Here is a 22,723-nt window from a genome sequence, read left to right on the forward strand (position 1 = left end):
GGATTTTACCCACTAACTTTTTAGATTATAACAGACCTTTAATTTATTCATTTTCTTTTGATTAAGCGACTAAACCGCTATTTTTTATATACGTTGTTAGGCATAGTTTTTTTCATTCCAGTTGTCAATTCAGTTTCTTCTTTCACGAAATATTTTACGTAAATTAACACTAAAGTCGGAACTATTACTAATCCGCTAACAAAGTTCAAAAGCGAAGTCCAATCTGTCAATTCATTTCCGCCTTTTGAAATTAGCATTAATTCTCCCAATGGACCATTTGAAAATATAGTGTTGTAAATAAAATTCCAGCCTAAATGAAGTCCAAAGGGTAGCATTATCGATTTGGTTTTCGAGAATGCCAATGCCCAAGCATATCCCATTAATCCAGTTCCGATAAAAACTAAAATCATTGCCATTGCGTTTCCTAAAACTCCATATGAGAACCAATGATAAATTCCGAACGCAATTGCGGAAATCAATATACTTTTATTTGAGCCAATTTTTTGAATAAGAATATACAGCAAAGCACCTCGAAAAATCAGTTCTTCTGTCAATACTGATTTCACATCCCACCAAAATGATTTTAATATAATTCCGCCAGAAATGTTTTCGTTCAGAACCCAAGTTGATGATTTTAGATAAGATTCTAAAAACTGGTCAAGAACACAAAGTAGTCCTGTAATAAAAAATCCGATTAAGAATTGTTTCAACCTTTTGGTTATAGGAAGAAATCCTAATGCTAAAATATTCTTTTTTTCAATCAGATATAAAAGCAACCACGAAATGGCAATTGCTACTAATATTCCTATCATTTACTTGGTTGGTTTTAAATTATGCCTAACACAAATATATCAACAGTTAATTCCTGCTATGTGCTTTAGCCCAAATATAGTAATATAATTGATAATCATTTACTTATTTAGTTAACCAAATTAGGCATTTTGTATATCAAATTTATATCTTTGGGAAAATGATATATAAAATGCCTCATGGAAATCAAGGACTACTCATTTACTCTAGGTCAACATAAAAATAAAAATGTCATATGGATTGCTTTTCCATATGACATACAGCTCAAAAATAAGCTAACGACTAAATACCCATCTGCCAAATGGAGCCAAACTAAAAAATCTTGGTACCTACCAGATTTTCCCGTTCTAAGAGAACAATTTGGAATCCAACAAAAAAAAGAAGGAGAGGCCTTATTAAAAAAGATAGATTCCAAAAATAGAGACGCTTTTATACAATTACGCACTCAACTAAAACTGAAAGCCTATAGCCCAAACACTACTCGGATGTACCTATCAGAATTCTCACACCTGTTGCAGTTATTAGGCACCTTTCCCGTACATCAATTAACCCCAGCACGACTCAAGGATTACTTTTTATATTGTGTACAAGAATTACAAATGAGTGAACGTAAACTTAATGGGAAAATCAATGCTATAAAATTTTACTTTGAAAACGTATTACATCAACCTAAAATGTTTTTTAATATTCCACGTCCCAAAAAGCCAACGACTTTGCCTAAAATGTTAAGCCAAAAAGAAGTGAGATTGGTACTTGATAATACCACCAATCTAAAACATAAGATAGCGCTTCAATTGTGCTATGGTATGGGACTGCGAGTCTCCGAGGTTGTAAAGTTACACGTAGAAGATATAGACAGCCATCGGATGATGGTGCATATACGGGGTGCTAAAGGGAAAAAAGATAGGTACGTCCCATTACCCACAAGTATCTTATCGTCTTTACGCGCCTATTACCTACAATATAAACCTAAAGACTACCTATTAGAAGGTCAATACGGAGGCGCATACTCCAAAACAAGTGTTCAGCATATCTTTAAAAATGCCATGAAAAAAGCAGGAATTCATAAAAATATAGGAATCCACGGATTACGTCATAGCTATGCAACCCATTTACTAGAAGCAGGCGCAGATATACGCTTTATTCAAGAATTATTAGGACACCATTCTATAAAAACCACGCAGCTATATACAAAGGTTTCACCTTCTAGTAGTAAAAATATTAGAAGCCCATTGGATTTTTTATAGAACAAAATAGGTTTGGATGGGTAATTGTTTTTACGAAGCGTTTTTTAGAGTGCTAGAATGGACCATAAAATAAGAGTGATAAAGAAAGGCTTCGACAGGTGTTACACCGATTTTACCGAAGTGCGCAGCCTGACAGAAAAATTAGCTCTTGATTAAATAAGTATGGGCTTCGACAAGCTCAGCCTGACAAAGAGTAGTTTTACACCACCTTTTTAATCACCCGCAATTTGTGGGTATGTTTTTTCTGGTGTACGTTATAAATACCCGAATGATCAAGGCGGTCTAAGCGGACTTCTCCGTGAGCGTGTATGATGTAGTTATCTTCCATGATGAGGCCTACGTGTACGATGTTGCCCTCATCATTATCAAAAAATGCCAAATCGCCCGGTTCACTTTCTTCTATAAAACTCAACGCTTCCCCTTGGGTGGCTTGTTCTGAGGCATCACGTAAGAGTCGGTGACCATTGAGTCGATACACCATTTGAGTGAATCCAGAGCAGTCAATCCCAAAAGGCGTTCGACCGCCCCATAAATAGGGGGTATTGAGGTATTGCAAGGCGGTTTCAATCAACTGGCTTTTGTCTTTTTTACCAGAGACACTTCTGCCTTCATAGGTAGAATTCAATAAAGAAAGCGTGTGTACAGATCCGCCCAAAAGGACGGTGTGCAATTGCCCGTGGGCATCAGCCACAAACTGTACAGGATCTGCGATGAGTGCGGGAGTTTGCGCTTTCGCGAAAGCGTACTCCTCCTCACTAATTTCCCGATATTGTTTATTATCAATCCACCCTACATAATTGTCATGTGCTAAGCGAATCCGGCTCCAAGATTTCCGTTTTTCAGGCACCTTAAAGACTTCTCCAAAAAGAAGCTGATTCACCATCTCACTACGATCAGAGGTTTCTAATCGCATGGGGATGCTACTCAAATGACAAATTCCGTATTTCATATAGGAAGGGCGGGCGTACTATAGGTTTTCGATCACGATGGCAGAAGCTCCTCCACCACCATTGCATATTGCAGCAGCACCGAGTTTTCCGTTGTTTTGTTTTAATACATTAAGTAATGTAATTAGGATACGTACCCCACTACATCCAAGGGGATGCCCTAGTGATACGGCACCACCGTTTACGTTTACATTTGTATCGGTGAGTCCTAAAATTTTCATATTAGCAAGACCTACCACAGAGAAGGCTTCGTTAAACTCAAAGAAATCAATTTCATCTTGGGTCACACCCGCTTTGGCAAGTGCTTTTGGTAAAGCTTTGGAAGGGGCGGTGGTAAACCATTCTGGCTCGTGGGCAGCGTCTGCAAATCCTTTGATGACACATAGTGGCGTCAAATTCAATTCTTTTGCTTTTTCTTCACTCATCAAGATCACAGCACCTGCGCCATCATTAATAGTGGAGGCATTGGCTGCGGTTACGGTTCCGTCTTTGGTAAAAGCAGGGCGTAGGGTAGGAATCTTGTCCATACGTACGTTGGTATACTCTTCATCTTTGCTCACAATCACATCATCACCACGACGTTGTGGTACGGAAACAGGCACGACTTCATCGTCAAATTTTCCTGCTTCCCAAGCGGCTGCACTTCGTTCATACGATTGAATCGCAAAGGCATCCTGATCTTCCCTAGAGAAATGATATTCGGTGGCGCATTGGTCTGCACAAACCCCCATCGCATTACCATCGTAGGCATCGACAAGGCCGTCTTTTTGCATCCCGTCTACCATGGTTTGTGGTCCAAATTTATGTCCGTTGCGTAAATTCACATAATGCGGAATACGACTCATGTTCTCCATACCTCCAGCAATCACAACATCATTATCTCCGAGCATAATGGATTGTGCACCTAGCATTACAGCTTTCATTCCTGAAGCACATACTTTATTTACGGTAGTACAAGGAACGGTATCTGGAATTCCAGCGCCTATGGCGGCTTGTCTTGCAGGAGCTTGCCCTACGCCAGCTTGCACGACATTGCCCATTAATACTTCATTTACAGAAGCGGGATCTAGTTGTATTTTATCCATAGCGCCTTTGATGGCGATGGCTCCTAATTTGCTAGCAGAAACAGAAGAAAGGCTTCCCATAAAACTCCCAATCGGGGTACGTGCTGCTGCAACAATGACTACATTTTTACTCATAGTGTATGGTGTTTGTGGTATGAAAAAATCACTACGCGAAAGTACTAAAATTTAGCATATCTGTTTATGATATTTATCGTAAATTATGTGTTAGGATTTTAGCTAGTATTTGGTATTTAAATAACCCCAAAGGAGTAATTCTATTCATTTACTATTATTATGAATGCATCATAAATCACAGCTCCTTCCCTCAGCGAGGGAAGGTGGATCTATCGAGGGACGAGATAGAGACGGAAGGGAGAGAAAAGTTCCTAGCAAAACCATTAGATTCTAAAGAATTCTCCCTCATTACTGAAACAAGTTCAGCACAGGCACTAACCTTCTCCCAGAGGTAGAAGGAGCTTTGATTTGAGTTTTATCAAGAGTTGAGTAAGAATTCCCCCTTCGGGGGTTAGGGGGCTTTGGGGGTTAAGGGGAATTAGAGTACTTTAGCCTTGATAAAAAATACGATGGCAACAGTTATAAAAACATTCTATAAAAACCAAGACCTGCTGTACAAGCTGTTACTCATCGCAGTATGCTCCGTACTGATTGTGTATTTCTTACCCAAGAGTGGGAAATTCCAGTATGACTTTCAAAAAGGATTTCCTTGGGCAAACGAAAATTTATATGCGGATGAGGATTTTGCAATTTTAAAAAGTGAAGAAACCTTAGCGCAGGAGCGTGAAGAGATTCGCTCACAGGCATTCTTGTATTTTGATTATGACGAAAAAGTCATGCAGGATGCCATCGCTCGGTATGAGGATTCTTTTTCTGGGGTATTTAAAGATTCTTTAGTGACCAACGTTTCTAAATCGAGGCTTAAAGATTTTGGTCGTGATCTGCTGAAAGATATTTACGCTACAGGAATCGCTAAAGAAAAACCAACTTTTGACGCTAGCAGGTTGGTGTATCTCAAAAAAGGAAGTGAAGTCACACAGGTAAACCTAGGACAGATTTATGAGGCAGATGATGTGTCCTCAGAATTGCAGCGTCGTCTTAATCAGAGTCCGTATGCATCGTATAAAAACCTTTTCCTACAAGTGTTTTACGATAGTATCGAACCTAATGTTGTATACAATGCTACCTTCACAGAAAACGCCATCACGGCAGAGCTATCTCAGGTATCTCCCACACGTGGTGTTGTGACCAAAGGAAGCCGGATCATCGCGAGAGGTGAACTGGTGGAAGGGGAAGCCTTGCAGAAGATGATTTCGCTTAAAGCGAAATATGAAACGCAAAATTTTAGCGACTCTCGGTATAACTGGATCGTGGTAGGGTATGTGGTGTTAGTCGTTTTAGCACTCGTGATGCTTTTACTATTTATTCGTAATTACCGAATCAAAGTATATGAGAATAATACGCAAGTGACGTTTATTCTTTTTAATATCTTATTAATGGTCTTATTGACCACAGCAGTAGTAAAGTTCAATCCAGCATATGTCTATGCGGTGCCATTGTGTATCTTGCCATTGATCATTAAAGCCTTTTTTGATGCGCGTTTAGGACTATTTACACATGTGATTACGATCCTCCTTCTTGGATTTATTGTACCCGATAGTTTTGAGTATTTCTTTTTACAAGTGATTGCAGGAATTGTGACTATTTTAAGTACCCAGGAATTGTATAAGAGAGCCAATCTCTTTATTTCTGTGGGACAGATTACGCTCATTTATATCATCGCCTATTTTGCATTTAATAGCATCCATCAGGGGGGTGTCGAAAACCTAGCGTGGGAAAATCTAGGACTTTTTGTCTTGGCAGGGCTTGCTACCTTATTTGTACAACCGCTTATTTATATCTACGAGAAAATTTTTGGATTGGTGAGTGATGTGTCTTTACTAGAGTTATCCGATACCAATTCTAAACTCCTTAAACAACTCGCCGATAAAGCACCGGGTACGTTTCACCATAGCTTGAATGTAGCCAATTTAAGTGAAGCTGCAGCCAATGAGATTGGAGCTAATGCCATGTTAGTGCGTGTAGGGGCTCTGTATCACGATATTGGAAAAATGAATAATCCAACTGATTTTACCGAAAATCAGGCGACAGGAATCAATGTGCATGATGATCTTTCTCCCAAAGAGAGTGCCCGCATCATTATAGATCATGTGATTGATGGGATTGAGATTGCCCGTAAAAATAACCTTCCAGATCGGGTGATTGATTTTATACGTACGCATCACGGTACAAGTACAGTGCATTATTTTTATATGAAGGAAAAAGCGGTAAATGAAGATGCAGTGATTACTGATTTTCAATATCCTGGACCGCTTCCGTTTAGTAAAGAAACGGCTATTCTCATGATGGCAGATAGTGTGGAGGCAGCGAGTAAGAGTTTAAAGAATCCAACGTCTATACTCATTGATTCTTTTGTCGAAAAGATTGTCAAAAAACAAATGGATGATGGTCAGTACCTCAATGCGGATATTACGTTTAAAGAGATTCAGCAAGTAAAAAAGATCCTTAAGAAAAAGCTGGTAAATATTTACCATTTACGGGTGGAGTATCCGGAGTAGCTTTTGGCTATTCATCATTAGGTTTTTTGTAAGTTGATTGTGAGTGATTTTCGCTTAAAGCGAAAATAGTATTGTATTTACTTTTTGTTTTATGCTACTATGAATTGATTGTGTCATTTTCGCGAACCTCCCTAGCTGGCAGACAGGAGCGGAAAACCTAATGAATTCATAGTTATTTTATTCTTCATTAGAGAGTTAGAGGATTCTCTCTTCTTAATTCCTGATCAAAAGGAGAAAAACTACTTATTTATTCTCAAAACACACTCTTCATTCATAAATGACGACCTGTAAGTCTTCAGTTATTAAAAAAATATATGGATATTTGAGGTAATAAGTATATCATTATCAGTTGTTTAAATCGCACTTTAAAAGTAATCGTCCTGTGGCTTTAGGGTACTAAGATTTATTTTCTTGTGTACATAAATGGTAGTGACATTTTATAACCTATGGAAACGACTAGTACGATCTTAATCATTGAGGACCATCAACTTATTATTGATGTATACAAAAATGCAATTACACAGGTTATGAAAGAAGTGGGAAATACTCATTTTTCTATTGAGATCTCAAAAACGTGTGTTGCTGCGTATCAAAAGATTATAAAGGCATCAACGAATCAGGAAATTGATATTGTTTTTTTAGATATCCAAGTCCCTCAAGATATTGAGAATAATTTGATGTCTGGAGAAGATTTAGGAATAGTGATACGAAAACGTTTACCACAAACTAAAATTATTGTGATCACTAACTTAATGAGTAATCTACGATTACATACTATTTTGAAAAATATAGATCCAGACGGTTTGTTAATTAAAAATGATATAGTCTTTGAAGATTTGACCACAGCTTTGAGAGACGTTATGGGTCATAAAACGTTTTATAGCCAAAAAGTCATTAGTTTATTACGTAAAAAGATGCATTCGGATCTCACACTAGATCAATATGATATTAGACTGCTTTATGAATTGTCTAATGGTGCACGGATGAAAGACCTATTGAGTATTCTTCCTTTTTCAAAAGCGGGCATTGAGAAACGAAAACGTTTACTAAAACTTACTTTTAATGTGAATCATGAGGGTGATCGCGAACTCATTCTTAAGGCGAGGGAAAATGGATTTATTTAAAAGAAACTTGAGAATATGTCATTTTATTTTCTTGAATCTATAGACTTTATGGTTATTTGCTTTTTTACTTTCCTATAAATAGATCTTCTTGTTTTTTTTTATTTTTTATGATATAACTAAATGCAAAACAACTACTTATAGTAAGGTTGCTGCTTTGTGATTGCTTTATTTTTTAGATAAATTTAACATTCATAATTAAAAATCCTGATCAGGTATACAAAGGCGGAAACCGAAAAGCCTTACTAGAGTAGGTATATTATAAATTTTAATATTATGAAGAATAGAATCGTAAGCCTTGTTTTTGGCGCAGCATTTTTATTGGTAAGTTTTACACTGATGTCTTTTCAACAACCTGTAGATACAGGAGATTCGGTTCCTATTGATCCGCAACAATGGACATGTTATGCATTTACTGTTTGTCCTAATGGAGTTACAATTAGATGTAATGGAACACAGTCGTGTACAACAAGACCTACATCAGTCACTTGTGATGGTAAAACAAAGGTATGTGGAGCGACTCCAGTAGATGGTGAACCACTATAAGATTAGAGTTCACTACAATCAATTGATTTGAATAATAGATAAAACCAAATGGATTTTAAAGTAGTTTAGTTTACCAAGAATTCATTTGGTTTCATCTATCTCGCCCTGCTAGAAGCGTATATAGCATATGCGCTAAATTTACTTCACATACTCCTTAGTCATTTAATTCTTATTTTTTATGAAAAAAATAGTATCCATATCAAGTTTTTTATTCTTGTTATACGCTTGTTCTACGTCTGATTCTTCTACAGAAGTTGCTACTGTTACACTATCAATAGAAAAAGAATTGGGGCAGCTTTCTGATAACTCGTATATCGCTGATATCCGATCTATGGATTTTAAGGACAATCAATTTTATCTAGCAGACTATACGAGAAACGAACTATTAGTTCTTAGTGAAGACTTAGTACTTAAAAATACCATTGGTAATGGGGGAGAGGGACCAGGAGAGTTTAGGGGAGCAGGTAGTATCACCGTTTCTGATGACTTCATATATGCTGTAAATGATGGTAAACAGACAGTAGAAGTTTTTAAAGGAGATATACATATCAAAACAATAAATCCTCAAATAATGCTTGGCGGAGGAACTTCACTCCGGTTTGGAGTTATAAAGGACACCTTTTATTTTTCAGATCCAGAGTCACAAAACAGTATAAGTCAGTTCACATCTGATCATAAAATCTCTTCTTTTGGAGAGATTCATAAATTTCCAAACCTAAGTCAGACGTTACTTCAAAATTATACACATGTACTAATGCACTCAAACGGTATGATTAGCATATCAGATAATCTTCCTGTTATTACTTTTTACGATCTTAATAAAAATAAACTTTCTACATTAGATTATAGTGACATTCCTATAATTCAGGAGCATATGGATTTTTTAGAAAGAAATCCTACAGAAGAAAATAGTTATTATATACTTGCTACAGATGCGCATGTATTTTCAGACACCTTGTATGTCCTACTAACATTACAATCAGACAAAGGGCCAGTATCTAATAAAGTGTTAGAGATAAAAGTCAATAAAAATGGAGAATTACTTATTACACGCATATTAGATCTAGGAGAAGGCTGGTTCACGGCACTTTGTGCCAATAAAACGGATTTACTTTCTTTTAATACATCTACAGGAAATCTTATGAAATTTCAACTTTAAATGAGCGTGTAGCATCCTTCTGGTTTTTCTCTTCATTTCTTTTCCTGCAGTTTAGAACCCTTCCTGTAATTCTTCATGCTTTTCCTGTTTTTAATACCATTTACCAATTGAATTTACTGTAATAAAACACCCTTTTTCCCTTTCTATTTCACAAGAAAAAAGAAACCGTAGCTTAGGCTATGCTTTAGTTTTCTTTCTCATATAAAGAAAAAAATCATCGTTTTCTTTTCCAGTAAATTCAATTAATAACTGGTATAACGCATTTTTCTATTGAATTTTAAACAGTAATGATGGATAGGATATCGCTCGTTATGATGTCTTTTCACAAGAACCTGAATAGATCTTTTTTTATACGCTTTCGCGAAAGCATATAAAGTCAGCTCAAAAGATTTCATGATGCTTGTAAGTTAGCATACAAAAATTACCTTTCATCTTAATTACTATTTTAAAATGGTTTGTAAGTTCTACAATACTGACTTTTAAAAAGATACGCAGGCCGTGAGGTTTAACTCAATTTTTATCTAGTAAGCAGATAGACTGATTTTTGTTTTTCACCCTTAAATCTTATGGTTAAAATCATTTTTACAATTAAAAAAACATTTATATTTGAGAATCAGGTGTTATCCTCCCTAAAAGATACCATCTTCAATGTATTTTAAACCAGAAATTACGTGTATAGAAAGCTATATCACGTTTTACAGGTATATGGGAGGATGCCGAAAATCCCTTTTTTTAGAGTAGGCTTATTTTAAATTTATTACTTATTATGAAAAAAGTAAAAGCAATTTTATTAGTAGCCGTTATTGCAGGAAGTTATTTGTCTTCTATTCAAGATGTTGATGCTCAGATTGGTAACACAAAGACATATGGGTCAACTTATACTCAGCAAGAAAATGAAGGTTGCACTTCTGGAGTAGCTCATAAATGTGAGGGTAGTGGTTCTTTATGTCAACTAACAATAGGATGGGATTGTCAGCCTCCTAGAAGATAACAGTTTTAATTTTTAAATGAAAAGGAGATAATTTTTTATCTCCTTTTCAAAATAATACTAATACTTTATACTCAATAATGAATTTACGATTTATTTATGTACTAATAATATCTTTCTCTTTTTATACTTGTCAAAAAGAGAAAAGTGAAAATAGCCTAAAAATATTAAAAGTTAATACTGTAGATCATTTTACGATTAATGATCCAAATTTAATGTTTAAGTATTCTTACAATGTTGATTTAATCAAAACCGATTCAACAAAATTTCTTATAGGTTTGATAAATCTTCATGACAAGATGGAAATATTGGACTTAAAAAATCAATCAATAATAAAAGAAATTTATTTTTCAGAAGATCCCTCGTTTATCAAGCATGACTTAATGATTGATGATTTCTATTATCATAATTCAGATTCTATTTTTCTTTACAGTTATAACAGTCAAAAAATCGGAGTCATAAATTCAAATGGGGATTTAACTTCTGTGATTAGTTTAGCAGAGGCTACAGAAAAATTTCATTCTTCAGATTTTATGAATCCTTCTGCAACTAGTCGAAGAAATATATTTTTTGATTCAAAAAATAAAAACATCTTATTAAGATCGATTCCTCCTTTAAATTTTTATGAAAGTAAGGCATTTTATAACAAACCTTTTATTGTGAGTTACGATACAGAAAACAATGAAATGAATCACTTATTTGGATTATTCTCTGATCCTATTCGTGAAGGTAAAGATTTTCTTACGTTTGATTTTCAAAATTCATTTATTGTAAACTTTGAAACCAATTCATATATCGTTTCGCATAGAAGGGATCATTCTCTTTATGAATATGAATTATATTCTAATAACCTAATTAAAAAAGTCAATTCAAAAAGTAATTATTTAGAAAATTTTAAATTAGTCCCAAGGAAGTTTGATTCTCAAATTATTAGTGATGTACTTGTTAAAGAAGGTAACTACAATAATTTGGTTTTCAATAAATATACAGATGAATATTATCGAATTGTTGTTCATAATCAAGATTTAATTAATAAAGATACAAGAAGAGTTAACCATCCATTTAATGATAGAGATTTTAGTGTAATTGTTTTAGATAGAGAATTAGTAGCAAAAGGTGAAATAGTATTCAAGGATTCTAAATTTAATTATTTTAAATTAATTCCAGATGAAAAAGGATTAACTGTTTTTTACAGAGACAATGATAACGAAAACATCATACATTTTGAAACATTCCAGATTATTGATTAGTCTTATTGCATTTGTATTTTTTGCTTGTCAAACCAATTCAAAATGCTCTTACCTATACTTTGATGGATTGGAAAACTATCTATCAGAAATTCATAGTGTTGAACTTCATGAAATAGAAGATACTATTTTGTACATCACTCCAATTTCAAATAATTGTGAAAACTGTATAAAAATAAATCTTGACATGCTTCAAGATGTTGATAATAATAGATTAATGCCAATTCTTGTTGGTGATGATGTAGCTAATAAATATAAAGGGAAAATTCAAAAAATAGAAAATACTTTTTCTAAAACTTTATATGACAAAGAGGAACTCGTGTATTCATTTCGTACAGGTTTTTCAAAACCACTTTTAATTCACATCGTAAATGGTAATTGCATATATTTTTTAGAGGTAAATGATTTTGTTTTAAACGAAGCAGCGTCATATATTGATGCTAATAGATAAAATAATTTAAGCACTAAACTCATCTTGCGTTAAAAACTTTTTAAAAAAAGCTCATAAGAAGTACAAGGATTTGAAAATATCATCATTTAAAATATGTATCATTACAGGAATACTCACTGCTCTTGGTTTTTTGGTGATTCCTCAACTTTCCGTAAAGCTCAACCCAAGTACCACCTTACCTTCTATTACCGTAAGTTATAGTTGGCCCAATGCCTCTCCGTATGCGTTGGAACGTGATATTACGTCTATTCTAGAAGGAGGGTTTAGTACTTTACGCGGGCTTGAAAAAGTAACCTCTCGTTCTTCCAAAAATAGGGGATACATTACCCTTACTTTTGATAAGTTTACCGATATAGATATTGCTCGTTTTGAAACCGCTACCATCATTAGACAAGTCTATAAGCAGCTACCAGAACGTGTGAGCTATCCCACGTTAAGTGTCAATAGGCCAGATGATGATGAAGCGCGTGCTTTCATGTCTTATAGCATCAATGCGCCCTTACCTCCCTTTGAGATTCAAGACTTTGTAAAAACCCAAATAGAACCTATTATTGGAGGCATCGCCGATATTGACCAAGTGCGGGTTTATGGAGCACAACCTAAAGAGTTTTTAATCACGTACAAGAATGTAGAATTACAAGCACTAGGTCTTGCCAAACAAGATCTCGTAAACGCCTTACAGCAAGCTTATGAACGGACATCATTAGGCGAATTAAATTATCAAGATCAGTTTATCACCTTAGCGGTACAACCAGACGATTCTTATTTAAATTGGCACATTCCCATCAAAAAAGTAGGAGATCGCATTTTATATATAGATGATGTAACTACGATCAAAGAACAAGAGCAAGAAGCCACAAATTATTACAGAATTAATGGGAATAATGCAATTACCATGGCACTATATGCTGTGAAGACAGCCAATACCATCGCCCTTAAAAAAGAAGTGGAAGCCAGTATCGCAGCACTTAGGAAAACCATGCCTAGTGAAATCAACATCATTAAAACTCAGGATACCACCGTGTATCTGCAAAAAGAGTTAGGTAAGATCTATGAACGTAGCGCTTATACGGTGTTAATTTTGCTTTTATTTATTCTCATGGTGAGTAGAAGTTTTAAATACCTGCTCGTAAGTGTGTTAAGTTTACTAGCCAATATTGGGGTTGCTTTTTTATGTTACTATTTTTCTGGAGTTGAGATTCAATTGTATTCCCTAGCGGGCATCACGATCTCTCTAGGTTTAATCATAGACAATGCGATTGTCATGATAGACCATTTGAGGCATCAGAAAAATAAGAATGTATTTATTCCCATCCTTGCCTCTACACTTACGACTGTAGGTGCACTTAGTATTATCAATTTTTTGGATGATGCGTATAAAGTAAATTTGGTTGATTTTGCAAAAGTGATGATTATCAATCTTGGTATTTCCCTAGCGATTGCGTTATACCTTATTCCCGCACTTTTAGAAAAGATTCCATTTAGAGAAAAAATTATTTCGCTTAAAGCGAAAAAAAGAAAAGAACGATTTTATGTGGGATATGAGCGTTTTTTACGATTTTGTCTTCGCTTTAAAAAATGGGCGATTGTGGGTATTATTTTAATATTTGGTATTCCTTTTTTTATGCTCCCTCAAACCTTGGAAGAGAATGATACTTGGTATCAAAAAGCCTATAATTCAACACTAGGAAATGAATGGTTTCGCGAAGAAATTCGTCCGCATATAGATACCTATTTGGGAGGCAGTTTTAGGCTCTTCTCATACTATACTTTTGAAAGTGCCTATTATGGACGTAATGAAGAAACAAAATTATTTGTGACTGCAGCCATGGAAAAAGGGGCAACGGTGCATCAAATGAACGAGGTATTTATTGGTATTGAAAATTATTTAAATACATTTCCAGAAATAGGACAATACACCACTCAAGTTTCTAGCGGAGATTTTGCTCGGATAGAAATCGTGTTTAAAGAAGGGTATGCTAATTCTTCTTTTCCGTTTATATTAAAATCAAGACTTATCAGGAAAGCCCTAGATTTTGGAGGCATTGATTGGAATATTTATGGGGTTGGGAAAGGGTTTAATAATGGGGGAGGTGTGAATGATCCTGTAAATTTTAGTGTCCTGGCAAAAGGGTATAATTATGATCAATTGAATAGTTGGGCAGATAGTTTAAAAGTCACTTTAGAAAAACATCCTCGGGTTCAAAAAGTACTGATTACGGATAACAATTATTGGTTACGAAAACCGAGTTACGAATATCGCTTTACCATAGACAAGGAGCAGTTGGCACTTAATAGCCTATCTCCGCAATCGATGATTAATGAACTAGGCAATGTGACCCTACAAAAGCAACAAGATCTGAACCTGACCATTAGTGGGATATCGACAGCCGTACGGTTTGAAGCACAAGAGGCTAATGCATTTGATATTTGGCACATCAAAAATAGTCCTTTAGACAGTTTGGCGTCTCCCGTTTCATTAAAAGAGATGGTTACCATTACAAAAGAGCGAGAAGAAGAAAGTATTGATAAAGAGAATCAAGAATACTTGCGGAAAGTAAAATTTCAATATACAGGCTCTGCCAAATTTGGTAATAAATTCCTCACAAAAACATTGGATAGTTTACAGGTAAAACTACCCTTAGGCTATTCTTTTGAACGGGATAACCAAAATTGGTTTTTATTGCAAGGCAAAGAAAATAAACAGTATGCTTGGCTGTTGCTGTTAGTCTTAGGAATCATCTATACCATTTGTGCTATTTTATTTGAAAGCTTTAAACAGCCTTTTATCATTTTGAGTGTGATTCCAATCTCATTTATAGGTGTTTTTCTAACGTTTTATCTGTTTGATTTTAATTTTGATCAAGGGGGCTTAGCTAGTTTTGTCTTGTTGAGTGGTATTACGGTAAACGCCTCTATTTTTATTGTTAATGATTTTAATAAACTGATAAAAAATGAGAGAGGCAGTTCACTACAGCATTATATTCAGGCATTTAATCAGAAGATATTTCCGATACTCTTAACGGTGATCTCTACTATTTTAGGATTTATCCCTTTTGTGAAAGATGGCCAAAATGAAGTGTTTTGGTTTGCTTTAGGGGTAGGGACTATTGGCGGGCTTGTTTTTTCTTTGGTAGGGATTTTACTCTACCTGCCTTTATTTAGTTTAAAAAGTAAAACGCTTGATATATGAAAAAGAACTTCTTCTTACTACTCTGTATTATTAACTCTATACTACTAGGGATTTCTTGTGACCACAAAGAATCTAATGCTGGAGATTTTTTGAGTATTAATAAAGTGGGTGAAATTAGTATTCCGATTGATCAACAAACGAACCAACGCGTCAATGTCAAATTAAATAACATTGAAGACACGGCTTATTTGAGCTTCTTTAATCCTACTAATTATGCTATTTATATCTATAATTTTGAACAAAAAGAAGTTGTGGATATAATTAATTTAGATAAAGAAGGTCCCAATGGGATCAATTTAGGAGGTCAATTAGCTCCTGGCTATTTTATTCATACGCTAGATTCTATTTTTGTAATAGGACAAAAAGATCACTATTTGATAAATAATAAAGGAGAAGTACTCATTAAAGGTCGTTTTGGAGATGCTACTAATAGCACAACATCTGTAAGTGAAAAAATACTTTCTTTTAACAATGCTTCTTATTTTAAAGACAAGAAGCTATACTCAGGAATTACTTCTTATGTGCAAAAAGAGAGCGCCCCTAACCTTCAAGCAGTTTTACCCGTTACGATGGACACCATACTTTCAGAGTATATGAAAGAGAGCATTCTCGTTCCTAAATATGAAGAAATTTTAGAATTAAAAGAAAAACTTCGTAAAGAACAACGGTATGTTGCTATGGGACTTTCTTTTGAGCGAAATAAAGAATGTTTATACGCAAGTACGCCGGTTTCTGATACGGTATATATTTTTAAAGACTTTCAACTCATCAAAAAGGTATATACGGGCACCAATGAGGTTACTATATCCAGTAACAGTGATTATTTTGACCAATTTAGAAATAGTACGTATAAGATAGCTCGAGAATATCCGTTCTATAAAGACTTGATGGTGAATGATGAGTATCTCTATCGAGTGTTGTCCAAAGGGAATACAACAACGATACATCCAGAGACACAAGAAGAAGAACTTACTTCAAAGGGAGACTATTTAATTGTGTATAATCTAAAAACAGATCAAGTAAATCATCTAGAGTTGTCTCCAAACACGATTCGTTATCATACGGGATTTACTTTAGAAAATAAACTGTATTTCAAGTTAAAAGAACAACCGTCGGAAAACAATATCCGTTTTGGTGTCTATGAGGTAAAATAGGGTGGTTGTATTTGTTGAGATACTTCATGGTGGCGTGTTTTATTAAAATAAGGGTATACCTACTCATTGCTATGTGAGTAGCCAAGATGGTTTCATCGATATACCTTGTACTCACATAAAAAAAATGAAAAGAAAAATTTTACTAGTAGAAGATGAAGCCATTGTAAGAGATGCTTATGTATCTGTTTTTAAGGATATAGAGCAATCAGGAACATATACGTTTTCGATACATCAGTGTAGTTCTTGTCAAGAGGCTTTTTATGTATTAAAAGAACAAAAACAAGTATTTGATCTAGTTTTTCTAGATGTAAGAATCCCTCCTGATCCCCACAATGGTTGGACATCTGGAATAGATATCGGAAGGTATATTAGGGAGAACAACACGAAAACTCAAATACTAATGATCTCGTCTGTGGTGAATCAAGATGTATATCAGGAAGTATTGAATGATGTCTATCCAGAACTATATTTACTTAAATACGAGCTAACGACAGCAGTATTAAAAGAGACCGTAGAGAAGATCTTGCATAAAGATTTCGTATTAAAAACAAATGAAAAAAACCATTACGGTTTAAACACTGATATTTTAGAGCTTTTAGATATAGATATTATTGACCTAAAATTATTGAATGAGCTTTCCTTAGGAGCTACAACCAAAGAACTAGAAAAAATCATACACGTATCTAAACGTACTATTGAATATCGAAAAAAGGCACTTAAGGAAAAATTAGATGTCTCTAATGGAAGTACTCGAGATTTGATAGTAAAGGCTAAAGAGTTAAAACTAATATCTTGATTTTTTTAATTTTTGCGCAAAAAGTGCAATGTAATACGCTTATTGTTAATAACTTTAGGAAGATTTAGGCGGAATCCGAAAAGCCTTAGATAGAGTAGGTGTTTAAAATTAGTATGATGAAAAAATATTTTTTTTTAGCTAGTTCTTTTGTTTTACTTTGTTCATTTACATCTAGTTCAATTTCGACTGAAATTATGGATTTGAATCAAGAAGTTAGTGTCAAAACTGACGCAAATCGTACTCCTGTAGTTTTTTGTACAAGAGGTAATTTGGGGAGATGTGACACAAGACCTGATAATCAAGGGTTTGCTTGTAATCCTGGCGGAAATGAATGCGGAGGAACTGTTATCAAGGACATTCAATAAGTATTATATTCTTTTAGGGTGTTTTTCTATTTAATAATTTCATTTTTAGAGGAGCACCTAAACTAACTAAAAAAATCTATGTCCAAGTCTTTTTTTATTTTTTTATGCTTGTGTTCAATGAGTTTTATAGCTTGTGAAAACCATTATAAGTCCAATCAGAATGAATTGCTTTCAGCAAAAAGTTCCAATCAAAATAGTGACACACCAAAACCCAAAGAATACTCTAAATCTTTAGTGAATTCAGGTAGTATAAAAATACCTTTGGATTTAGAAACTAGTTTTTATGCAGAAAATATTCAATATATAGATGCTGAACAATTGCTAATAACATTACCGCTATCGTCTAATACACTTAATATCTATGATTTAAGTGATGTTGGTAATAAACTAACAAAGAAAATAAAATTACAAACCGAAGGGCCAGACTCTGTTAAGGGAGAAGTAGGTGGTTTTTATTACCATAACAAAGATTCAATTTTTGTATTATCAAAATTTACATTTGAGGTTTTTCAAGTTGATTATGAAGGAAAAGTTAAAAATAGTTATCCATTATTGAAGGAGTTTGATCCAAAGTTACCAGTTCCCTTAGGGAGTACGTTCTCACCTATTAAATACATAAATGGCAAATTGTATATTTCTTGTGTAGCACCAGAAGAGCAAGTTCAAGGTACTTATGAAAATTCATTTATTGAATATGACATAGAGAAAAAGAAAACATTTTTTCGAGGGGTTAATCCTGATAAGCTAAATAGCGGTAATTGGGAAGGCATCGCTAGGTTATATTATGACTATAATAAGAATGAAGATACTTTTGTTCTTGCATTTTCGATTAGTGATGAAATCGTACAACTAAAATTACCTTCTCAAATTAATACATACAATGTAAAAAGTGATTACATCAATTCTGAAGATGCAAAACCTTTTAGTACAGACTTCAAAAAAGCTGCTGATTACCTTGAAAGAGGGAAATATAGTTTTTCAACGCCTAAATATTGGGGGATTCTGAGTGATTGGTCAAATGATTATTATTATAGAATAGGTATACAACCTAATACGTATGCTGATTTTTCAAAAGGGATTTTTCCCAACACAATTATTATGGTCATGGATGATACATTCAATAAAATTCTTGAACATGAAATGAATCCAACGGAATATCAATATGACATGTCTTTTGTTGGAGAAAAAGGATTGTATATAGCCAATAAAGAAAAATATAATGAAGATGATAATTTTTTAACGTTTGATATTTTTACAATAGAGTGATCATGAGATTTTTTATATTTTCTATTGCTTTCATTTTTATACATGGATGTAAAGAACCTAGTACTCCAACTCCTGACTCTTCTATTTCCCAATCAAAAATCATTTCATTTATAGAAAAAAATCTAGTTGATTTGGATATTGCAAATATAAAACTTGTAGTTGTGATACCTAATGCAGGATGTAATGGTTGTGTTGGTTCTACTCAATCGTTTGTAATAGACAAGATGGTTGAAGGAGATTTAAAGGATATTGTTGTCATTTGGACAGACATCAATGACTTTAAAAGATTAAAACTTTTGCTAGGTTCTCATCATAAGATACTTAATCACGCTAATGTTATTGTTGATAAACAAAACGAATTTAAAAATATGGGGTTTGTATCATTTTACCCTGAAGTAGTTTTGTTTACACATGGAGAAATAAAATCTAGAACCTTTTTAAAACCTGAAAACTCAGAAGTTTATTCATTAATGAGTAAACACTTGGGGTATTGAAAAGATATTTCTTGGGGGTTTAGATATAATAAAAGTTAGAAAATAGATGTCTTCATTGGGAGTAGTTAGTACTCGATATTTAACTCTAAAATACTAAAGAGTTAAAACTAATATTTTGATTTTTTTGATTTTCCCGCCGTATGCGCAATAAAAAATAGTTATAACATCTAACTTTATACAAGTTAAAAAGGCAGAACCCGAAAAGCCTTGAAGAGCCTACATTATGTGATTATAGTGGATATTTTAGAGATGAAGGAAATACTTTTGTATGTTCGACTGGAACTTTAGGATGTAAGGCACCTTGTGCAACAGGAAATCAAAAATAATCAATTAATATTTTACTTTTATAGACCAATCAGCTATTTATTGTTGATTGGTTTTTATGTGTAATATTAATATGTCACATCTTGCCTTTAGATTAAGCATTCATAACTTAAAAAAAAACATTTTATTAAAAAGTATCCTTTGGTTTATATCGGAAAAATCTACATATAGAATATGATAAAAAAAACAATTAAAATTTTGACGTTTTTCATAATGGTTTTATTAATGATTCACTGTAAAGAGAAACCTTCTAGAGACCTTGTGTATAATTCTATATACAAAGCAACCTTAATTGATTCCATGAATTGTTGATTTTCCCAATGCGGTGTTAGTAGATAAAAATGAAGAAAGACTCTTGTTATTTAATAGGGCAAGTAATGATGTTGCAGTAATGGATTTAGATTCAACCGAAATTAGTATTCATAGTAATTTTGGACAAGATGATATAAGTCATGGAAAGATTAATGATGTTAATTTGTTTTTTCTATCAGATTCAATTTATGGAGTGTCCTCAAGCAATAAAATAAATATGTATGGTTTAAAAGGGAATTACATTGAATCTATGAGATTCGATAATTATACGGTTGCTCCTATATCTAATTTTAAACTGGTTAATGATTCAATAGTTTATTATGTTAGAATTCCAGAGGGAAATACGGGTAGGCTTGAGTATTATGAATATCCTTCAGAAATAGTTGTGAAATCTAATATTAAATCAAATCAAGAGTCTAGTTTAGTAAGATTTCCTCAAAAAGATTTATTTACTAAAGATTATTTTCATCCCTACACCTACAACCATTTTTTCGGTTTTTTTGAAACTAAAAATGAACTATTTTACATAAATTCAAATGGCGCAAATATGTATGTGTATGATTTATTAGAACTTCATGGAAAACTAAAAAGAGAAGTTAAATTGAATTTAGATTATTATAACCAGTTAGAAATTGAATTTGGAGCAACTACTGATATGGAAGAGTCAATAGCTCAAGCATTCTGTAGTCCCATAATAAAAGGAGTTTATACGAATGAATCGAATCTCTTTGTTGTTTATAAAGAGGGATTTTCGAGAGATTTTATCAGAAGATATGCTGATGAACATGAAGGTTTCCCATACACAGAAAGACCTCAATCTCAATATTACATTTCATATTTTTTGAATGAAGAGAAGGTATCCAGAGATGTAATGATTCCTAAAGAGTATGGGGAGGTCAAATTTATTGAATCTGCCGACTATATTTTGTCAAAAAAATATCCAACTGAAGAAAGCGACTTGAATGGAACTACTACTTATTATGTTTTATCTCTAACTAAAAAAAACGAATAAATTTATATTGTACTCTTTTTTGTTAATTTTTGTACTCTTAGCCTCCTGTGGTAATAAAGAAAACGTGAATAACTCAATTCAAGCTGAAATCGCGTCATTTTTAAAAGTCTCAGAGAACGAAAATTATTCAGATTTAGTGATAACAGAGTCTGATTGCTCTGTTTGTTTTGAAAATGTGTCAAAAATCAGAATGATTAATGAACACAATGTAGTTGGACTTTATTATGCAAACGACAGCAAAGCCTTTTTTAAAACTTTAAAAAAAATAAATCCAATTATTGAATGGGTAGCGTTAAAAGATAGAATCTTACCTAGAAAAATTGAAAAACTTAAAAAGAAAGTGGGGCCATTCTAATCACAAAATCTAATGATGATTTTATAATTGAAAAATTCCTGTAAATATTCTATTTGTTGTAAATCATGCTCCTCATTAGTTACTTCATCATTAAAAAACAACCTTTTACAATTCACTATTATTCACATATTTACTATCTTCACTTTTGTAAAATGTATACTCCATGACAAGAATCGTAGGCTACGTTCTTATTGCCCTTTTATTTTGTAATTGCAAAAATGAAAAAACTGATTTTGAAGAGGTTAGCCCTACTTCAAACAGTGCCTCCAACCCTCAGGTATCTGTACAGGTGATAGAAGACCAAGACTTTCAGCAACAAATCTTAGCCAATGGGAAAGTAGAGGCTTTTAAAAAAGGAGAGCTTCGGTTTAATACCGGAAATCGTATCGCCAAAATCAATATCAGAAATGGACAAAGAGTTCGTCAAGGAGATATTCTTGCCTATTTAGATAATGATCTGCTTAAAAATGAGGTGGACAGAGCGCAAATCGCATTAGAAAAAGCTGAAGCCCAATTAGTAGAAGAGAAAATTAATTTTGGGGTGAGTAAACTAGAAGAATCGGAGATCAATCCTAAAGTGCTTAAGAATATAAAATTTAAAAGCGGGGTTCAAGAAGCTATCAATGTCTTAGAAAATAGTAGATTGCTATATGATCAAACCATTCTAAGAGCTCCCTTCTCCGGAGTGGTAGCTAATTTAGATTCAAGAGTTGGAAACTTTATTACATCTGGTGATGTGTTTTGTACGCTTATTTCTGATGACTCGATGGAAGTCAGTTTCCGAGTTCTAGAAGGAGAGTTGGGTGCTATATCACTAGATCAGGAAGTATCTATTCAACCCTTCAATAACGCAGGAGATGTATCGTATACCGGTAAAATAAATGAGATTAATCCACTTATAGACCAAAACGGTTTAATCGCGATCAAAGCATTAATCACCTCAAAAGAGATTCAGTTATATGATGGCATGAATGTGAAAGTGTTGATTAATTATCCTATCCAAGATGTTGTAGTGGTTCCTAAACAAGCGCTTGTGCTTCGTTCTAATAGGGAGGTTGTTTTTACCGTAGATAAGGGACTTTCAAAATGGAATTATGTCACTGTCGCTGGAGAAAATAGTTCTCATTATGCTATAAAAGAAGGTGTCAACGTAGGCGATACCATCATTGTTTCTGGGAATCTCAATTTATCGCATGATGCTAGGGTGAATAGTACACTCGTAAAAGAAAACAACTAAAC

20 protein-coding genes are annotated in these 22,723 nt (G+C 33.8%); 17 read left to right on the forward strand and 3 right to left on the reverse strand.

Annotated features, from left to right (window positions below; all coding sequences use genetic code 11):
* Nucleotides 1-77: 77 nt before the first annotated feature.
* Entirely contained in the window at nt 78-812 is a 735-nt protein-coding gene (locus tag ACFO3O_RS11455; protein WP_379978859.1) for a CPBP family intramembrane glutamic endopeptidase, read from the reverse strand.
* Between the two features lie 177 nt (nt 813-989).
* On the opposite strand from ACFO3O_RS11455, the gene ACFO3O_RS11460 reads away from it, so the two are divergent.
* Complete coding sequence (locus tag ACFO3O_RS11460; RefSeq protein WP_379978871.1) at nt 990-2,057, forward strand: tyrosine-type recombinase/integrase; 1,068 nt, start codon at nt 990-992, stop codon at nt 2,055-2,057.
* 199 nt (nt 2,058-2,256) lie between these two features.
* On the opposite strand, the gene ACFO3O_RS11465 is transcribed toward ACFO3O_RS11460, so the two are convergent.
* Both ACFO3O_RS11465 and ACFO3O_RS11470 read right to left on the reverse strand, forming a co-directional pair.
* Nucleotides 2,257-3,006, reverse strand: a complete 750-nt coding sequence (locus ACFO3O_RS11465; protein WP_379978873.1) for a C40 family peptidase — start codon at nt 3,004-3,006, stop codon at nt 2,257-2,259.
* A gap of 18 nt (nt 3,007-3,024) precedes the next feature.
* On the reverse strand, nt 3,025-4,203 hold the full coding sequence (locus ACFO3O_RS11470) for an acetyl-CoA C-acyltransferase (protein ID WP_379978875.1): 1,179 nt from the start codon (nt 4,201-4,203) through the stop codon (nt 3,025-3,027).
* A 449-nt stretch (nt 4,204-4,652) separates the two neighbouring features.
* On the opposite strand from ACFO3O_RS11470, the gene ACFO3O_RS11475 reads away from it, so the two are divergent.
* The 16 genes from ACFO3O_RS11475 to ACFO3O_RS11550 all read left to right on the forward strand — a co-directional run bounded on the left by ACFO3O_RS11475 (nt 4,653) and on the right by ACFO3O_RS11550 (nt 22,721).
* Entirely contained in the window at nt 4,653-6,701 is a 2,049-nt protein-coding gene (locus tag ACFO3O_RS11475) for an HD family phosphohydrolase (RefSeq protein WP_379978877.1), read from the forward strand.
* A 446-nt stretch (nt 6,702-7,147) separates the two neighbouring features.
* Nucleotides 7,148-7,825, forward strand: coding sequence for a response regulator (locus ACFO3O_RS11480; RefSeq protein ID WP_379978879.1), 678 nt, complete (start codon nt 7,148-7,150; stop codon nt 7,823-7,825).
* Nucleotides 7,826-8,098: 273 nt separating this feature from the next.
* Nucleotides 8,099-8,368: a hypothetical protein gene (locus ACFO3O_RS11485; protein ID WP_379978881.1), complete on the forward strand. Its 270-nt coding sequence runs from the start codon at nt 8,099-8,101 to the stop codon at nt 8,366-8,368.
* Nucleotides 8,369-8,546: 178 nt separating this feature from the next.
* Entirely contained in the window at nt 8,547-9,527 is a 981-nt protein-coding gene (locus ACFO3O_RS11490) for an NHL repeat-containing protein (protein ID WP_379978883.1), read from the forward strand.
* A 766-nt stretch (nt 9,528-10,293) separates the two neighbouring features.
* Entirely contained in the window at nt 10,294-10,518 is a 225-nt protein-coding gene (locus ACFO3O_RS11495; RefSeq protein WP_379978885.1) for a hypothetical protein, read from the forward strand.
* Between the two features lie 77 nt (nt 10,519-10,595).
* Nucleotides 10,596-11,765 (forward strand): DUF4221 family protein, encoded by a 1,170-nt coding sequence (locus tag ACFO3O_RS11500; protein WP_379978887.1) that lies wholly within the window; start codon nt 10,596-10,598, stop codon nt 11,763-11,765.
* Nucleotides 11,740-12,213 (forward strand): hypothetical protein, encoded by a 474-nt coding sequence (locus ACFO3O_RS11505; RefSeq protein ID WP_379978889.1) that lies wholly within the window; start codon nt 11,740-11,742, stop codon nt 12,211-12,213. The genes ACFO3O_RS11500 and ACFO3O_RS11505 overlap by 26 nt, the downstream gene beginning before the upstream one ends.
* Nucleotides 12,214-12,283: 70 nt before the next feature.
* Nucleotides 12,284-15,406, forward strand: coding sequence for an efflux RND transporter permease subunit (locus ACFO3O_RS11510; protein ID WP_379978891.1), 3,123 nt, complete (start codon nt 12,284-12,286; stop codon nt 15,404-15,406).
* Nucleotides 15,403-16,560 carry a DUF4221 family protein gene (locus ACFO3O_RS11515; RefSeq protein ID WP_379978893.1) on the forward strand — a complete coding sequence of 386 codons (1,158 nt, stop codon included), beginning with the start codon at nt 15,403-15,405 and terminating at the stop codon, nt 16,558-16,560. The genes ACFO3O_RS11510 and ACFO3O_RS11515 overlap by 4 nt, the downstream gene beginning before the upstream one ends.
* 124 nt (nt 16,561-16,684) lie before the next feature.
* Nucleotides 16,685-17,356, forward strand: a complete 672-nt coding sequence (locus ACFO3O_RS11520; RefSeq protein ID WP_379978895.1) for a response regulator transcription factor — start codon at nt 16,685-16,687, stop codon at nt 17,354-17,356.
* Nucleotides 17,357-17,469: 113 nt separating this feature from the next.
* On the forward strand, nt 17,470-17,721 hold the full coding sequence (locus ACFO3O_RS11525; RefSeq protein WP_379978897.1) for a hypothetical protein: 252 nt from the start codon (nt 17,470-17,472) through the stop codon (nt 17,719-17,721).
* Between the two features lie 117 nt (nt 17,722-17,838).
* The gene (locus ACFO3O_RS11530) at nt 17,839-18,987 is read left to right on the forward strand and encodes a DUF4221 family protein (RefSeq protein WP_379978899.1); all 1,149 of its coding nucleotides are present in this window, start codon (nt 17,839-17,841) and stop codon (nt 18,985-18,987) included.
* 2 nt (nt 18,988-18,989) lie between these two features.
* Nucleotides 18,990-19,481, forward strand: coding sequence for a hypothetical protein (locus ACFO3O_RS11535; RefSeq protein WP_379978901.1), 492 nt, complete (start codon nt 18,990-18,992; stop codon nt 19,479-19,481).
* A 649-nt stretch (nt 19,482-20,130) separates the two neighbouring features.
* A complete protein-coding gene (locus ACFO3O_RS11540; protein ID WP_379978903.1) occupies nt 20,131-21,129 on the forward strand; it encodes a hypothetical protein in 999 nt (332 codons plus the stop codon).
* A gap of 64 nt (nt 21,130-21,193) precedes the next feature.
* Complete coding sequence (locus ACFO3O_RS11545; protein WP_379978905.1) at nt 21,194-21,484, forward strand: hypothetical protein; 291 nt, start codon at nt 21,194-21,196, stop codon at nt 21,482-21,484.
* Nucleotides 21,485-21,647: 163 nt separating this feature from the next.
* Entirely contained in the window at nt 21,648-22,721 is a 1,074-nt protein-coding gene (locus ACFO3O_RS11550; RefSeq protein ID WP_379978907.1) for an efflux RND transporter periplasmic adaptor subunit, read from the forward strand.
* Nucleotides 22,722-22,723 lie beyond the last annotated feature (2 nt).

The sequence above is a fragment of the Dokdonia ponticola genome (assembly GCF_042653865.1).
Classification (GTDB): Bacteria; Bacteroidota; Bacteroidia; order Flavobacteriales; family Flavobacteriaceae; genus Dokdonia; species Dokdonia ponticola.

Excerpts from the sequence above, each read along its gene's own strand:
- ACFO3O_RS11455 (WP_379978859.1), bottom strand. The coding sequence starts at position 812 with ATGATAGGAATATTAGTAGCAATTGCCATTTCGTGGTTGCTTTTATAT.
- ACFO3O_RS11460 (WP_379978871.1), top strand. The coding sequence starts at position 990 with ATGGAAATCAAGGACTACTCATTTACTCTAGGTCAACATAAAAATAAA.
- ACFO3O_RS11465 (WP_379978873.1), bottom strand. The coding sequence starts at position 3,006 with ATGAAATACGGAATTTGTCATTTGAGTAGCATCCCCATGCGATTAGAA.
- ACFO3O_RS11470 (WP_379978875.1), bottom strand. The coding sequence starts at position 4,203 with ATGAGTAAAAATGTAGTCATTGTTGCAGCAGCACGTACCCCGATTGGG.
- ACFO3O_RS11475 (WP_379978877.1), top strand. The coding sequence starts at position 4,653 with ATGGCAACAGTTATAAAAACATTCTATAAAAACCAAGACCTGCTGTAC.
- ACFO3O_RS11480 (WP_379978879.1), top strand. The coding sequence starts at position 7,148 with ATGGAAACGACTAGTACGATCTTAATCATTGAGGACCATCAACTTATT.
- ACFO3O_RS11485 (WP_379978881.1), top strand. The coding sequence starts at position 8,099 with ATGAAGAATAGAATCGTAAGCCTTGTTTTTGGCGCAGCATTTTTATTG.
- ACFO3O_RS11490 (WP_379978883.1), top strand. The coding sequence starts at position 8,547 with ATGAAAAAAATAGTATCCATATCAAGTTTTTTATTCTTGTTATACGCT.
- ACFO3O_RS11495 (WP_379978885.1), top strand. The coding sequence starts at position 10,294 with ATGAAAAAAGTAAAAGCAATTTTATTAGTAGCCGTTATTGCAGGAAGT.
- ACFO3O_RS11500 (WP_379978887.1), top strand. The coding sequence starts at position 10,596 with ATGAATTTACGATTTATTTATGTACTAATAATATCTTTCTCTTTTTAT.
- ACFO3O_RS11515 (WP_379978893.1), top strand. The coding sequence starts at position 15,403 with ATGAAAAAGAACTTCTTCTTACTACTCTGTATTATTAACTCTATACTA.
- ACFO3O_RS11520 (WP_379978895.1), top strand. The coding sequence starts at position 16,685 with ATGAAAAGAAAAATTTTACTAGTAGAAGATGAAGCCATTGTAAGAGAT.
- ACFO3O_RS11525 (WP_379978897.1), top strand. The coding sequence starts at position 17,470 with ATGATGAAAAAATATTTTTTTTTAGCTAGTTCTTTTGTTTTACTTTGT.
- ACFO3O_RS11530 (WP_379978899.1), top strand. The coding sequence starts at position 17,839 with ATGAGTTTTATAGCTTGTGAAAACCATTATAAGTCCAATCAGAATGAA.
- ACFO3O_RS11535 (WP_379978901.1), top strand. The coding sequence starts at position 18,990 with ATGAGATTTTTTATATTTTCTATTGCTTTCATTTTTATACATGGATGT.
- ACFO3O_RS11550 (WP_379978907.1), top strand. The coding sequence starts at position 21,648 with ATGACAAGAATCGTAGGCTACGTTCTTATTGCCCTTTTATTTTGTAAT.